Annotated in this window: 13 protein-coding genes and 1 tRNA gene; 12 read left to right on the top strand and 2 right to left on the bottom strand. The window is 32.3% G+C overall.

Annotated elements, in window-relative coordinates:
* Positions 1–1,983, top strand: a complete 1,983-nt coding sequence (locus BHY08_RS08055; protein ID WP_071457381.1) for an ABC transporter permease — start codon at positions 1–3, stop codon at positions 1,981–1,983.
* A 726-nt stretch (positions 1,984–2,709) separates the two neighbouring features.
* Here the strand turns inward: BHY08_RS08055 and BHY08_RS08050 are convergent.
* Together BHY08_RS08050 and BHY08_RS08045 are read right to left on the bottom strand one after the other, a co-directional pair.
* Positions 2,710–3,315, bottom strand: coding sequence for an FUSC family protein (locus tag BHY08_RS08050; RefSeq protein ID WP_071457380.1), 606 nt, complete (start codon positions 3,313–3,315; stop codon positions 2,710–2,712).
* A gap of 21 nt (positions 3,316–3,336) precedes the next feature.
* Positions 3,337–3,966: an LptM family lipoprotein gene (locus tag BHY08_RS08045; RefSeq protein WP_071457379.1), complete on the bottom strand. Its 630-nt coding sequence runs from the start codon at positions 3,964–3,966 to the stop codon at positions 3,337–3,339.
* 122 nt (positions 3,967–4,088) lie between these two features.
* Here BHY08_RS08045 and BHY08_RS08040 point away from each other — a divergent pair, with 122 nt between their 5' ends.
* The 11 genes from BHY08_RS08040 (at position 4,089) to BHY08_RS07990 (ending at position 14,056) form a co-directional block, all read left to right on the top strand.
* Positions 4,089–5,051, top strand: coding sequence for an aromatic acid exporter family protein (locus tag BHY08_RS08040; RefSeq protein WP_071457378.1), 963 nt, complete (start codon positions 4,089–4,091; stop codon positions 5,049–5,051).
* 120 nt (positions 5,052–5,171) lie between these two features.
* Positions 5,172–5,732: a hypothetical protein gene (locus tag BHY08_RS08035; protein WP_071457377.1), complete on the top strand. Its 561-nt coding sequence runs from the start codon at positions 5,172–5,174 to the stop codon at positions 5,730–5,732.
* A 5-nt stretch (positions 5,733–5,737) separates the two neighbouring features.
* Positions 5,738–6,475, top strand: coding sequence for a M15 family metallopeptidase (locus tag BHY08_RS08030; RefSeq protein WP_071457376.1), 738 nt, complete (start codon positions 5,738–5,740; stop codon positions 6,473–6,475).
* Positions 6,476–6,478: 3 nt separating this feature from the next.
* A complete protein-coding gene (locus tag BHY08_RS08025) occupies positions 6,479–7,108 on the top strand; it encodes a glycoside hydrolase family 73 protein (RefSeq protein WP_071457375.1) in 630 nt (209 codons plus the stop codon).
* 56 nt (positions 7,109–7,164) lie between these two features.
* Positions 7,165–7,860 carry a beta/alpha barrel domain-containing protein gene (locus BHY08_RS08020; protein ID WP_071457374.1) on the top strand — a complete coding sequence of 232 codons (696 nt, stop codon included), beginning with the start codon at positions 7,165–7,167 and terminating at the stop codon, positions 7,858–7,860.
* A gap of 135 nt (positions 7,861–7,995) precedes the next feature.
* A complete protein-coding gene (locus BHY08_RS08015; protein WP_071457373.1) occupies positions 7,996–8,382 on the top strand; it encodes a DUF1149 family protein in 387 nt (128 codons plus the stop codon).
* A gap of 81 nt (positions 8,383–8,463) precedes the next feature.
* A complete protein-coding gene (locus BHY08_RS08010) occupies positions 8,464–10,392 on the top strand; it encodes a coiled-coil domain-containing protein (RefSeq protein WP_071457372.1) in 1,929 nt (642 codons plus the stop codon).
* A 2-nt stretch (positions 10,393–10,394) separates the two neighbouring features.
* Complete coding sequence (locus tag BHY08_RS08005) at positions 10,395–12,569, top strand: Tex family protein (protein ID WP_071457371.1); 2,175 nt, start codon at positions 10,395–10,397, stop codon at positions 12,567–12,569.
* Between the two features lie 13 nt (positions 12,570–12,582).
* Complete coding sequence (locus BHY08_RS08000; RefSeq protein WP_071457370.1) at positions 12,583–13,029, top strand: SprT family protein; 447 nt, start codon at positions 12,583–12,585, stop codon at positions 13,027–13,029.
* Between the two features lie 54 nt (positions 13,030–13,083).
* A tRNA-Leu gene (locus BHY08_RS07995) sits at positions 13,084–13,169 on the top strand.
* A gap of 59 nt (positions 13,170–13,228) precedes the next feature.
* A complete protein-coding gene (locus BHY08_RS07990; RefSeq protein WP_071457369.1) occupies positions 13,229–14,056 on the top strand; it encodes a DUF72 domain-containing protein in 828 nt (275 codons plus the stop codon).
* Positions 14,057–14,212 lie beyond the last annotated feature (156 nt).

Genomic DNA, 14,212 nt, shown 5'->3' with positions numbered 1-14,212 from the left:
ATGTTTTATTTAAAATTAGCCTTAACTAACTTAAAGAAAAATCAGCGAGCGTATGCCCCATTTATCTTGTCGATGATTTTTTTGGTCAACGTAAATGTAATTATGCAAATTTTGTTAAAAAATGATGGAATGAATTCTTTACCAGGAGCAGATTCAGCAAAATCATTGTTTGGTTTTGGATCAATCGTCATCTTAATCTTTACAACTATTTTTTCATTGTACACTAATAGTTTTTTACTAAAACAACGAAAAAAAGAATTAGGATTATACAATATATTAGGGATGGGAAAACGTGAACTTGGCAAGATTTTATTTATCGAGACTATATTAGTGTCATTGTTTTCAATAGTAGTAGGATTATTTACGGGGATTATTTTCTCAAAATTATCGTTTCTAATTTTGAAAAAAATGACAGGATTTGGTGAAGGGTTTACTTACAGTTTAAATGTCATGAGCTTAGGTTATGTGGTAGTATTTTTTATTGGTATATTCTTATTACTTTATGTGATTAATATGATTCAGTTAAAACTAGTCAATCCTATAGAGTTATTAAAAGGCACTCAAACAGGGGAAAAAGAACCCAAAGTAAAATGGTTAACAGGTATATCAGGCATTGTCTGTATTGGTGCTGGATACTATATGTCAGTGACTATCGAGTCCCCTTTGAAAGCAATTAGCTTATTTTTTATTGCGATTTTACTCGTGATTTTTGGAACGTATGCCTTATTTATGGCAAGTAGCATCATGATTTTAAAATGGTTGAAACGTCGTAAGAAATATTATTATCAACCAACACATTTCATCGCGATTTCAAATATGATGTATCGAATGAAACAAAATGCGGTCGGACTTGCTAGTATCAGTATTTTAAGTACAATGGTACTAGTAACACTTAGCACAACAGGTAGTCTATTTTTCGGAATGGATAATGTCATAAAAAATCGTAATCCATATGATATGAGTCTTATGGTGCCACAAGACAAAGTAAAAGAAGTGGAAACACTATTTAAGTCAGAGGCTAAGAAATATGATGTTAGATTAAAAGAAGTTGATCATGCAGATTTATCTGATGGATTAATGGTAATTAAAGACAATAATAATTATAAGTTTTTATCTAAAGACACTAAAAATTCAAATGATTTTAGTAAAGCAGAATCATTAAACTTTATGACAGAAGATGAGTACAATCGTTTGGAAAAAACTAATTTAAAACTGTCAGATGATGAAATTGCTTTGTATAGTATGAATGGTAAATTTGAAGGGAATTCGGCGTCATTTGGGAACAAACCATTTAAGATAAAACAAATTATTGATAACATCACATTTATTCCAAGAGTGAGTGGTATTTCAAATATGCTGTTTGTTGTCGTGTCAAATCAAAACGTGATGGAAGATACGCTCAAGGCTTTGGCACCAAATGACTATACAAATTATTCGGAAATGTCTCCAACCGTTTATGCTAATGTTAGTGGAGACAGTAATAAACAGTTAGCTTATGCTAAAGAGATGAAGAGTCAGCTAAAAGCAATGGGGATGACTGATAGTTTTTCTTCAGCAGCGATTGATAGAGAAGAATTACAAGCATTTACAGGTGGCTTTTTATTCTTAGGCATGATTTTAGGGCTAAGTTTTACCTTGGCAACAGGGTTAATAATTTATTACAAACAAATATCAGAAGGTATGCAGGATGAACATCGTTATGATATTATGCAAAAAGTTGGAATGAGTCATCAAGAAGTGAAACAAAGTATTAGAGGACAAATCATTATGGTATTCTTTTTCCCGATTATCCTTGCGACACTTCACTTAGCTTTTGCGTTTCCTTTGATGAGTAATTTACTGATGTTATTTGGATTGAGTGATAAAGTATTATTTATGATAATTTGTATCATTATGGTAGTAATCTTTTTACTAATTTACCTTGTGATGTATGCTCAAACATCTAAAGTGTATTATCGATTAGTGGAGAGAAAAGTGGTATAAGAAAAAACTGTCGTGCGGAAATAAACTGTTACGGCAGTTTTTTTATTTCGCCGATTGTAAAATGAAAAAGGGACATTTTTACCTAAGTATATTTACAGGATAATTTTTCTAAACTCATAGCGTTGATTACTTATGGAATCATGTTGAGAGAATAAAGTAAAACGTAGAAAACTGATAAATAGAAAGTTATGACTTGGAAATATTATGAGGAAGAAAATGATTATATTGATCCTAAAGGTGTTAGAGTTTCTTTCAATAATTATCGAAAAAAACTGATAAAGAAGGATTTATAAGATATTTTAAAGAATATGTAGCAGAAAGAAATGATAATAACAATCAAGTTATAAAGCCTGTACTAACGCCAAAAGGATATGTTAGAAAAATAAAGGTTAATCATTTTTGGGAATATTTTAAAGAAAAAAAGAACAACTTCATCTCCTTAAACTAGTAAGGTTTATAGTCAAAGAAAAATTGATGTTGAATCAGTTTTTTGATGGATAAAGGCTTCTTTAAATTCCACACGTTATCATGCCCGTGGTTTGGAGAAGGTATGAAAAGAAATTGTGCTACTAATAATGGCTTTAAATATAAGAAAATTAGAGATAATAATGAGGAAAATGGAAGATGTACTATATCAAAAAGACATCAAAAATGAAATATCGAATAGATTAATACTTTTGATGTCTTTTATTCATTATTTCAAAGACTTATGTCACAGTCTCTTATTTAGTCTAATGGTGTATCAGCAGGGATATTTTTCTCCATAGAATCTATTTCTTCTTCTAAAGAGGCAACTTCTCTTTTTTTTATAGCAAGTTGTTCTTTCTTTTCCTCAAGTGTTTCTTCTTTGTCTTCCAAAGGTGATTTAATCAAGTAGTTCCAGAGAATCGCAAATAGCGTGCCTATGAACGTATCAATAACACGGTCAATCGCGTAGGTAAAAGAACTTGTTTTAGGAATCGAAAAACATAAAAATAAAAGAGTGGAAACACCACCAATAATTCCTTTTTCATTTTTTAAACGAATGGAAATGGTGATAGTGACTAAGACAAAAAATGGGACTAAAAAGATTTCACCAATTGATTGATTTGGTAAGTTTAACAGACAAAGGTAGTATAAAATTCCCGAAATACCACCAATTGTGTTTCCTAAAATTCTTGATTTTCCAAAGCTCATAGTGGTAGACATGTCTTCTCTTAAAGCAAATACAGCTGCAAGTGTCGCAACCATAGGAGACCCTCGATGCGTAATATGAAAAAAGATAATACAACACATGACGGCAATCGCAGTTTTTAATGTTCGTAGACCTATTCGATATTTTCCAATAACCATTTTGACGACCATTCTCCTAGTTTATTTATGATTTGATGGAGCTGATTTTTGATAGTCATTAATCAAATCTGTTGTGTAAGAAATATTTTGCAGAGTTTCATTGGTTACGAGTAATGTCGCACCATTTGCTCTATCAATAGCTGAGAATAAGGCATCTGCCGTATCAACAGTGACATCATTATATAACTCTTTTTCTTGTGAAAGACTTGATTCTAGGTATAATTGTAAAGACTCGATGTTGTTGATTATAATATCAACGCTACTTTGTATGGCAACAAGTTTTGTATTATCCACATCAACTGCCTTTTTTGAAATAATCGCTTTTAGTTCTTTATTGTAAGACTTAATCAACTTATTATCTTTTTTCAAAGTAGAGAGTATTTCCTCACGCTCGTCATAACTTTTATTTAAGCTACTCATGTCGTTACCTAAGATGTCTGTTAGATTTTTTTCATGAATCTCTTTGTCATAAGTTGTAGAGAAGTGCTCGATAAGTGTATTTAAAGAGGAAATAGTTTGCTTTTCTTCTTTCAGTTGATGATTGATATTCTCCGTAACGGTCACGGATTGGTCTAACTCTTGTGTAATACCACACGCACTTAAAGTGAACACAAACACAGATAACAACAAAAATGATTTAATACGCGACATAATTTATCCCTCCTTGATATACCTTTTATGATAAACGAAAGAGACAGAATTTTCTAGTATTTGACGAGAAACAAATTTTGACATTAAATAGAGTAAGAACAAAGTGTGAAAAGAGGATGACAATGAAAATAGGATTACGCACAGTAAAAACGGCTGTCACAGCATCAATTGGCATATGGTTAGCAACTATTTTAGGATTTAAATATGCCTCAACAGCAGGAGTTGTCGCAATTTTAAGTGTAACAAATACGAAACGATCGTCTGTAAAAATTGGGGTGGGCCGTATATTAGCATTTATACTAGCAACAATCATGGCCTATTTTTGGTATCATGTGATAGGATATACCCCGCTTGCTTATTGCCTCTTATTACTTTTTTACATTCCTGTTGCAGGTAAGTGGAAAATGCCAGAAATTGTTCCGATTAACTCAGTATTGATGACACATTTTTTAAATGAAAAATCCATGGCACCTTGGCTTATATTAAATGCATTTGGATTATTATTAATTGGGATTACGTTGGCACTTATTGCAAATTTACATATGCCTAGTGTGAAAGAAGACATCGAAGAAAATAAACAAGTTGTTGATCAAACCATTCAAAAATTACTGCGTCAATTTTCGGAACTATTATATCGAAAAGATGTAGCAAATGAATGTAATGCTTTACTTGAAGGATTATCAAAATCAATTAAACAAGGAAGACAACTATCAAAACGTCACATGGAAAATCAATTATTATCTCAAGACGAGTATTATTTAAGTTACTTTAATATGAGATTAAGACAATTCGAAACACTTGAAGATATGAATGAACTAATAAAACAAATTGATGTTGATAAAGATGTGGCTGAGAGTGTGGAGACTTTATTAATTAATATTGCAGACACTTATGCCGAAGACAATGATGGTTTGGCTTTAAAAGAAGAAGTATTAGAAGTATTTCAAATGTATGAAACTAAACCATTACCAACATCACGTTCAGAATTTGAAAATCGTGCTAAATTGTATCAATTGTTGTTACAAGTCCAAACTTTTATAGATATTAAAGTGAACTTTAGTCGAATACATGAAAAAATGTTGTAGTTTTTTTTAACTTATATCATCAGGTAGTGTATTTAATTCAAAAGTCTATCTAAATATAGTAAAATGATATAAGATATCATTTTACTTATTGATTTAATGTAGAAAAGAGGATGACGTATTATGCATAAAGCAATGGTTAATATTATGTTAGACCGTATAAAAGATCAATTTATTAGTGAAGAGGTGTTTTGTAAAAATATTTTAGAATTACCTGTGTCTATGTGGATGGATTGGAAAAAAGGACTAGTTCAGTTACCAAATGATAAAATGCAAAAGATAAAAAATCTATTTTCCGATTATGAATGGATGCTACTTCATAAAATTGTTAGTCAGACGATTATGTTTCCAGAAAAAAGAAATTATGCAAGTGTCGAATACAAACGATTAAAAACAGTTATTGCAAATACATGGATAAAATCAGGTTTAGCTAATGTCGAGTTGATTACCCAACAACGTTTTAGTAATCAAGAATTGCTAAATGCACCACAAAAACATGTGGTGGTATTACGTGTTGTGATGAATTATGGTGAATGGGGTTATGATGATATTTTAGAATTCTTCATGCCAGGAATTGTCCAACAACAAATTGAAGAATCTAAAATTGATTTATTAGAATGGTTAGATGAAAATTTAACAGATACTTACGCTGAAGAAAATACTGAAGATAAAGGGAATGATTAGTCACTATGGCTAAAAAAGTATTTGTTGGGATTATAGGTTGTTTTATTGTGCTTGGAATATGGTTTAAAGTTGGGTCAAACCAAGAAGCAGTCGAAAAAACAGAAGAAAGCTCAACAAAACAAACGACAAAAATTAAGACAGATGATATTTATCCAGGTAACGCGTCAGATTGGAATTTAATCTTAGTAAACAAAGATAATAAAATTGAAAAAGAACCAACCAACTTAAAAGAATTACCTAATGGAAAGAAAATTGATAGTAGAATTTATGATGCATTTAATAACATGGTAGATGCTGCGAATAAAAAAGGTTTCAAATTAATTGTGATTTCTGGCTATCGATCTGTTGCCGAACAAACAGCTATCGTGCAACGAGATATAGAGACATATAAATCTCAAGGGTTATCTGATAAGGAAGCGAAAAAGCAGGCAATGGCTTACTTAACAGAGCCTGGGTTAAGTGAGCATCACACAGGTTTAGCTATTGATATTTTAGAACAAGAATGGTACAACCAAGGTAATATGTTAGAAGGAGCGTTTGGTGACACTCCAGCTGGAAAATGGATTGAAGAAAATGCTAGTGAGTACGGCTTTATTGTACGATATGAACATGACAAAGAAGATATAACCGGTATTAATTATGAGCCTTGGCACATTCGATATGTCGGTAAAGCTAATGCGTTATACATGAAAGAACATAATTTGTCACTAGAAGAATATGTAGAAATGATTAAGAGTAGGTAATTTATGGCAAAAAAATACGCAAGAAGGAAAAAAACTCGATATAAATTAACCTTACCTATATTGGTAGGTGCGTTGCTTTTAATGGTAAGTATGGTTGTCTTTTTATTAAGTTTAAGAGGATTAACTAGTACCACACAGACCATTCAGTCTGAAGAAACAAATACAACAAACAAGCAGGATTTTATCGATGAGATTGTACCAGTAGCTAAAGAAATGCAAGCCAGTCACGGGATTATGCCAAGTATTATTTTGGCTCAAGCCATTCTAGAATCTGATTGGGGGACAAGTGAATTGAGTGCGAAATATAATAATTTATTTGGTATTAAATCATTTAGTCCCAATGATCATTCTATCAAGCTTGAAACCAAAGAGTACAAAGATGGTAAGTGGGAAACTATTAAGGCTAATTTTAAAGTATATGCTAGTTGGTCTGATTGCATTAGAGATCATACTTTGTTATTTGTTCAGGGAGTTGACTGGGATCCTTATTTATATCAAGGTGTTCTTTTAGCAGATGATTATCAAACAGCAGCCAAAGCCTTACAAGTGGCAGGGTATGCAACTGACCCGGGTTACGCTGATAAGTTGGTATCACTTATTAAACAGTATCAATTAGATCAATATGATCATTAAATTTGGGCTTTAATAATTTATATTAAAGTTTAGTTTATTTTGGAGGAGAAAAAGAAATGCATCGAGAAAAAGGAATTGCACCTGAAATTGTGACAAATTTACGAAAAGATTTAATTCACGTGCCAAATATTATTCGGAATTGCTCAGGTATTAAAATATATGGCAAACGTATAAAATCTATTTGTTATTCAACTGATATTGCTATTATTAGGAATATTGATGCTGATGCAGTGATTGCAGTATACCCATTTACTCCCCACCCAACTATAACAAAAGCAATCATTGAATCAGCTGACGTGCCAGTTTTTTCTGGAGTGGGTGGTGGGTTAACACAAGGAAATCGTTCAGTAAATATGAGTATGTTTGCGGAAGCAAATGGATCAATTGGCGTGGTTGTCAATGCTCCTACACCTAAAGAAACAATATATGATATCTCACAAACTATTGATATACCTATTATTGGAACCGTCACATCAGAATTTACCGATATAGATGAAAAAATTGCAGCAGGCGTTCAGATATTAAATGTGAGTGGTGGAAAACACACAGCTCATATTGTTCGTACTATTCGTGAGAGATACCCACTATTTCCAATAATGGCGACAGGGGGACCAACAGAAGAGTCAATTATGGAGACCATTGATGCTGGAGCGAATGCGATTACCTACACGCCTCCTTCAAACGGAACACTATTTAGTAAGAAAATGCAGAACTATCGTGCAGTTGAGAAAGAAGAACACCATATTGAATAATATTTTTATCATTCAAAGGAAAATCTGCATAAATAAATATTTACATTTAAATATCGTGGCATTTCGTGTAGAATATAAAAGGTAGATAATTTATTTAGTTTTTTATAGTGCTAAATAGACTTAGGAGAGAATAAAATGGAACTTAAAAGACAACAGGAATTTGTACAATCATATCATTATGATGCATTACCAGAAGATCATTCAGAAGAAACATCAATTAATGTGAGTTTAAATCCTTTTGAAATCACAGAAGAAATGGACATTGATCCAAAAAATAACTCAATTTTAGGTTTAAGAATTGAATTTAAAATTATATTAGAGAATGTTGCGATAAGCGGAGATGTAGCTCAGTTCGTTCAAACTGTAGGACGTAAAGTAGATAAAATAGAAGATTTATCTTCTGATGAAGTAAATACCTTAGTGCATCCGTTATTTGTTTTAATCGAACGTCTAACTTATGAAGTAACAGAAATTGCACTGGATAAACCTGGTGTACAACTTAACTTTTCTCAAGAAGGCTAAAAAGGCTAAAAAAGTGTTGTTATACAACAACACTTTTTTAGTATAATTATAATTGAGTTAACAAATAACGGAGGTAATATAATGGAAAAGGAACAGGGGAAAATCAGTCTGCGTTTGTTTAAAAAAGAAAAAGTAAAGCCTCGAACTAAATCAATTATAGTGAGGTCTGATAACCCCATACCAAATAAGCTTACTAATCAATTAGAAGTATTATTTGATCCAGTTTTTACTTATCAAATTAATCAAAGATTATCAGTTTTTTTTCATAGATGGCAAACGGTACTAGCTATTTATCCGATAAAGAAAGCTTTTTATTATATTAATGATATTGGATTTATTAAATTATACATTTCATTTGGTGTAACAAGTTTATTAGATGATATGGAAATAAAACGTTTTTTCCAAACTGTTCAAGAGTTACTGACAGCACCAGACTTTGGGCCTAATCAAGCCGAGACAAGTGTATCTATTTTTTCGCCAACATTAGAAAAAAAGGTAACTCCTCAAAAAAACACCTTACTTGCTAAAGATTCAGTAATAGAAAGTTTACATGATAAATTATTAGAGCAAGACAAAAGAGTCAAACAATGGAGTGATAAACAGGATAGAGAGCAACAAGCTTTAATGGCGCAACTTGATACGATTGAAAATGAGAACCGATTATTGCAAGAGAATCTAGATAGAATTCAAACGGATGATTATTTAAACCTTCAAAAACAGCATATTTTAAAGGATAAAGTAGAAAATAATGGACATCAAAGTATTGAATACAGAGAAAAATGTAAAGAGTTATCTCAAAAATTAGATCAAGCTAACAAATTAATTAGTGAGTTAGAGCATAATAATGCAGTTCTTAGTTCCTCTTTAGAACAAATGACTGAGACAAAAAATGTATTGAGCGTAAAAGAACAAGAACAGTCTAAAGAGTTGGCAACAATAAAAGAGCATTTGATTCATACAGAAAGTGAAGTTCAACAATTAAAAGAATCATTAGAACAAGAACAATCTGAAAAAATAAGAGTTTTCGAGCAGTTACAAAATGACGTAAGAGAATTTGAAGCGACAATCACTTATCAAGAACAACAATTAGTTATTGCATCAACTACTGAATTTAAAATGCAATCAACCATTGATGAGTTAACAATGGAAAAGGGTGAACAACAAGCCTTAATGCAAGCTTTAAGACTAGAAAAAGATTCTGTGAAAAATGAGTTAGATAAATTATTAGTAGAAAAAGAGAACATTATAGACAGGCTAGAAGAGCAAAAACAATCTTATTGGGAATTGGAAAAGAAATTAAAAGAATGGATTGAAAAGAGCCAAGAAACAGAATCATTGTTAGAGGAAGAACGAAATCGTTCAGAGACCAACCAATCAAATTTAATCAGTGACGTGACACATTTAAGAGAGTTAAATGAAAAGTTAAGTGAGGAAAACTCCTATTATCAGAGTGAAATGAGTCGTATATTAAAAGAAGTTAATCGATTAAGCGATCGAGTCGTATATTTAGAACAGTTTATTGAGCGTTCTTTTTTTAATGAACAGTTAGAAGTTTTAGAGAAGAATGACACCAATGTTAATGATAGACCCAAAGAAAGACAAACTAATAAGAAATCTAAAAAACATTATAATGACCAAGGTGTATTAAATTTATTTCAAAAAGCAGATGATGCAGACGTGGAAGATGCTAAAGTACCCATTGAAGAATATCGAGAATATCGTTTGTCACTCAAATTTTTAGAGTATAGATGGTATCAAGCAAATATTATGCAGTCTAATACATTGAGTAAAATTGAACTATCGTGGTGTGATTTTTATGTATCAGAGTCAGTAGATTTTTATAAAGATTTAGAAAACTTGGTCAAGATGCCATTACTATCAAAAAATTATGTTATTATGGAAAAAGAGATATTACTACGCTTAAAAGCGTATCAAGCATTATCACGATTTTTAGAAAGACACTATTTTGAGTCGAGTAAGCATATTTTTGACAGGGAGAAGAATGAATAACTATGCAAGACACACAAGTATTTGACATTTTAGAAAAAGAATTACCGAATATAAAAAGAAAACAAATTGAGACTGTATTACACTTATTAAGTGAAGGGAATACGGTTCCTTTTATTGCGCGCTACCGTAAAGAACAAACAGGAAGTCTAGATGAAGTTGAGATTAGAGAAATTGAAGAACGTCACGCCTATATAGAAGGTTTGGTAAAACGTAAAGAAGAAGTTATCAGACTGATTAGCGAACAAGGAAAGCTAACAAAAGACCTAGAGAAAAAAATTAATGCAGCAAAAAAAATGCAACGAGTGGAAGATTTGTATCGCCCATTTAAACAAAAACGTCGTACTAAGGCGACTATTGCAAAAGAAAATGGTCTTGAACCATTAGCCGAGTGGTTACTGACTTTTCCAGAAAATGGGTCTGTAGAAGAAGAAGCGGCTAAATACATTAACAAAGAAAAAGAAATTAAGACATCTGAAGATGCGTTAACTGGAGCACATGAAATCATTGCAGAAGTGATTAGCGATGAACCATCTTATCGTGAATGGTTACGTGATATGACGAAACAAACAGGCCTTTATACAACAAAAGAAAAAGATAAATCATTAGATGAAAAAAGTGTCTATGAGATGTACTATGACTTTTCTGAACCTATGAAAAAAATGGTATCTCATAGAGTGTTGGCAACAAATCGTGGTGAAAAAGAAGGTGTCCTGAAAGTTTCGATTGAAATTGATAGCAACCGAGTGTTCCAATATTTTGAACGCCATTTAGTTAAGAGTGAAACAAGTGTTGCCACACCATTTATACGTGCAGCCTATGAAGATAGTTACAAACGATTTATAGCACCGGCAATTGAGCGTGAAATACGTAATGAATTAACGGAAAAAGCAGATGAACAAGCCATCTCGATTTTTGGAGAAAATCTAAAAAATCTCTTATTGCAACCTCCTTTAAAAGGGAAAGTTGTATTAGGGTTTGACCCGGCTTATCGTACAGGATGTAAGCTAGCTATTGTTGACCCAACAGGTAAATTATTGGCTGTGCATGTCATTTATCCACATAAACCAGCTAATGCTAAAAAACGTGAAGAAGCTAAACCTGAGTTTATTAAATTATTAGATGAATACAAAGTTGAAATGGTCGCTATAGGAAATGGAACGGCTAGCCGTGAATCTGAAGCATTCGTTTCAGAGTGCCTGAAAGAAATGAAACGTCCTGTTTTTTATGTGATTGTTAATGAGGCAGGAGCATCCGTTTACTCAGCAAGTGACACAGCTAGAGAAGAGTTTCCTGAGTTACAAGTTGAAGAAAGAAGTGCTGTTAGTATCGGACGACGTTTGCAAGATCCATTAGCAGAACTTGTAAAAATTGATCCAAAAGCAGTTGGTGTTGGTCAATACCAACATGATGTTTCTCAAAAACGCTTGGGAGAACAATTGGATTTTGTTGTGGAAATGGTAGTGAACCAAGTAGGTGTCAATGTTAATACAGCCAGTGCCCAATTATTGCAACACGTGGCTGGATTAAACAAAACAACGGCTAAAAATATTGTCATTTATCGTGAAGAAAATGGTGAATTTACTAGCCGTACTAACTTGAAAAAAGTGCCACGCTTAGGACCAAAAGCATACGAGCAATCAATTGGATTTTTACGTATTCCAAATGCTAAAAATATTTTAGATACAACAGGTATTCACCCTGAAAGTTATGGATTAGTAAAACAATTATTAAAAGAATTAGCGATTGATATGTCTGAAATTGGTACTGAGGAAACCAACGCCAAATTAGAAACCGTTTCTGTTGAAAAAATGAGTGAGACATTATCAGTTGGTAAAGAAACACTTGAAGATGTGATTAGTGCGTTAAGACAACCTGGACGTGATATGCGTGATGATTTAGCTGCACCACTTTTAAGAAAAGATATTCTTAAAATGGAAGATTTGAAACCAGGCATGCAGTTAGAAGGGACTGTCAGAAACGTAGTTGATTTTGGTGCATTTGTGGATATTGGAGTGAAACAAGATGGTTTAGTTCATATCTCAAAATTAAGCCAATCATACATTAAGCATCCAACAGATGTCGTGGCAGTTGGAGATGTTGTAACAGTGTGGATAGTAGATGTGGACGTACAAAAACAACGCATCACACTGACAATGATTGAACCAACTCAAAAATAAGGAGTGACACTAGGTGAACGATGGTGAATTACAGACTTTAGTAGAAAAAACGTCTCTAATGTATTTTGATAAACCATTTCTTCATCAAGCTTCTTTTAATAAAAGATTGAAAACAACTGGTGGGAGATATCATTTATCTTCTCACCAGTTAGATTTTAATCCAGCTATTTTAGATGTCTATGATGAGGAGGTTTTAATCGGTATTATTAAACATGAGTTATGCCATTATCATTTACATATAGAAAATAGAGGGTATAAGCATAAAGAAAAAGAGTTTAAAGAACTACTTAAACAAGTTGATGGTTTAAGGTTTACCCCACAACTTCGTGAACCACCAGAAAGAAAAGTCTATCTTATAGAATGTTCCAAGTGTAAGAAAACATTTCAACGTAAAAAACGATTGAATTTATCAAAGTACCGCTGTCAATGTGGCGGAAAATTACATTATTTATCAAAATAACTAAAATGTAGTGGAAAAAAACCAAGGATGTATGGTAGAATAACACTACGATTAGCGAGAATGTCGGAATTGGCAGACGAGCAAGACTAAGGATCTTGTGAAGAGTATTCTTCGTGAGGGTTCAAGTCCCTTTTCTCGCATTAACTAGTATCAGGTCATATGATCTGATACTTTTTTTATAGAAAAAGGATGACATAACATGATAGAAATTGGGTTAACGACGTTTAGAGAACACGGAAAATTACTGAATAAATCATTTTTAACATTATCTGATTACGCGTCACTATTTCCAGTGGTGGAAATGAATACGTCTTTTTACGGGATAAAAGCATCAACAGTCAGTGAAAATTGGATAAATAAGACACCAAATAATTTTTCTTTTAGCATCAAGGCGTTTAAAGTCATGACAAAACATGCAAAGTTAGAAGAGTATTATCAGGATGAAAAAGAAATGGATGAAGCGTTCAAATTATTTTTAGAACCCTTAGTTCAGCAAAAACGTCTCTCTACCATTTTGTGTCAGTTCCCTAGTTACTTTATTTGTAATAAAGAAAATGTAACCTATCTTCGTCAGTTGAGAGAACGATTCAAAGAGTATCCAATGGCTGTAGAGTTTCGAAGTAGCACTTGGTACAGTGAGTCAGTGAAAAAAGAGATGATGCAATTTATGACTCAGTATCATTACACATTGGTGAGTGTTGATGAACCACAAGTTGTGCATCATTCAGTTCCTTTTTTATCTGAAGTCACAACACCAGATTACGCGTATGTACGACTTCATGGTAGAAATAAACGCTATTGGGCAGAAAAATCGAGTGACTGGCGGAAAAAACGTACGCTCTATTGTTATTCTGATGAAGAACTAAATGAGCTAGCAAAAGAGATAGAAAAAATAAAAGCTAAAAAAGTGGTTGTGGTGTTTAATAATAATTCAGGTGGCGATGCAGGAGAAAACGCCTTAATACTAAAAGACAAATTAAAAATTGAGTATCAAGGACTAAATCCAACTCAATTAAATTTGTTTTAAATAGTTCACTAAAAAACAAAATTGTATGTATAAAAACTTGATACGTTATTTATAAAGTCAAGCCTATCAATCATTTAAATCGTTAGAAGAAGATGACCATTGTGTTATCTTCTTCTTTTTTTCTGATAGCTTTGCGTTTTTGTTTTAGAGCCTTTA

This window comes from Vagococcus teuberi, from assembly GCF_001870205.1.
GTDB lineage: Bacteria > Bacillota > Bacilli > Lactobacillales > Vagococcaceae > Vagococcus > Vagococcus teuberi.
The sequence above is the reverse complement of the archived record's forward strand: the minus strand, read 5'-3'. Positions and strand labels throughout refer to the sequence as shown.

Excerpts from the sequence above, each read along its gene's own strand:
- BHY08_RS08055 (WP_071457381.1), top strand. The coding sequence starts at position 1 with ATGTTTTATTTAAAATTAGCCTTAACTAACTTAAAGAAAAATCAGCGA.
- BHY08_RS08050 (WP_071457380.1), bottom strand. The coding sequence starts at position 3,315 with ATGGTTATTGGAAAATATCGAATAGGTCTACGAACATTAAAAACTGCG.
- BHY08_RS08045 (WP_071457379.1), bottom strand. The coding sequence starts at position 3,966 with ATGTCGCGTATTAAATCATTTTTGTTGTTATCTGTGTTTGTGTTCACT.
- BHY08_RS08040 (WP_071457378.1), top strand. The coding sequence starts at position 4,089 with ATGAAAATAGGATTACGCACAGTAAAAACGGCTGTCACAGCATCAATT.
- BHY08_RS08035 (WP_071457377.1), top strand. The coding sequence starts at position 5,172 with ATGCATAAAGCAATGGTTAATATTATGTTAGACCGTATAAAAGATCAA.
- BHY08_RS08030 (WP_071457376.1), top strand. The coding sequence starts at position 5,738 with ATGGCTAAAAAAGTATTTGTTGGGATTATAGGTTGTTTTATTGTGCTT.
- BHY08_RS08025 (WP_071457375.1), top strand. The coding sequence starts at position 6,479 with ATGGCAAAAAAATACGCAAGAAGGAAAAAAACTCGATATAAATTAACC.
- BHY08_RS08020 (WP_071457374.1), top strand. The coding sequence starts at position 7,165 with ATGCATCGAGAAAAAGGAATTGCACCTGAAATTGTGACAAATTTACGA.
- BHY08_RS08015 (WP_071457373.1), top strand. The coding sequence starts at position 7,996 with ATGGAACTTAAAAGACAACAGGAATTTGTACAATCATATCATTATGAT.
- BHY08_RS08010 (WP_071457372.1), top strand. The coding sequence starts at position 8,464 with ATGGAAAAGGAACAGGGGAAAATCAGTCTGCGTTTGTTTAAAAAAGAA.
- BHY08_RS08005 (WP_071457371.1), top strand. The coding sequence starts at position 10,395 with ATGCAAGACACACAAGTATTTGACATTTTAGAAAAAGAATTACCGAAT.
- BHY08_RS07990 (WP_071457369.1), top strand. The coding sequence starts at position 13,229 with ATGATAGAAATTGGGTTAACGACGTTTAGAGAACACGGAAAATTACTG.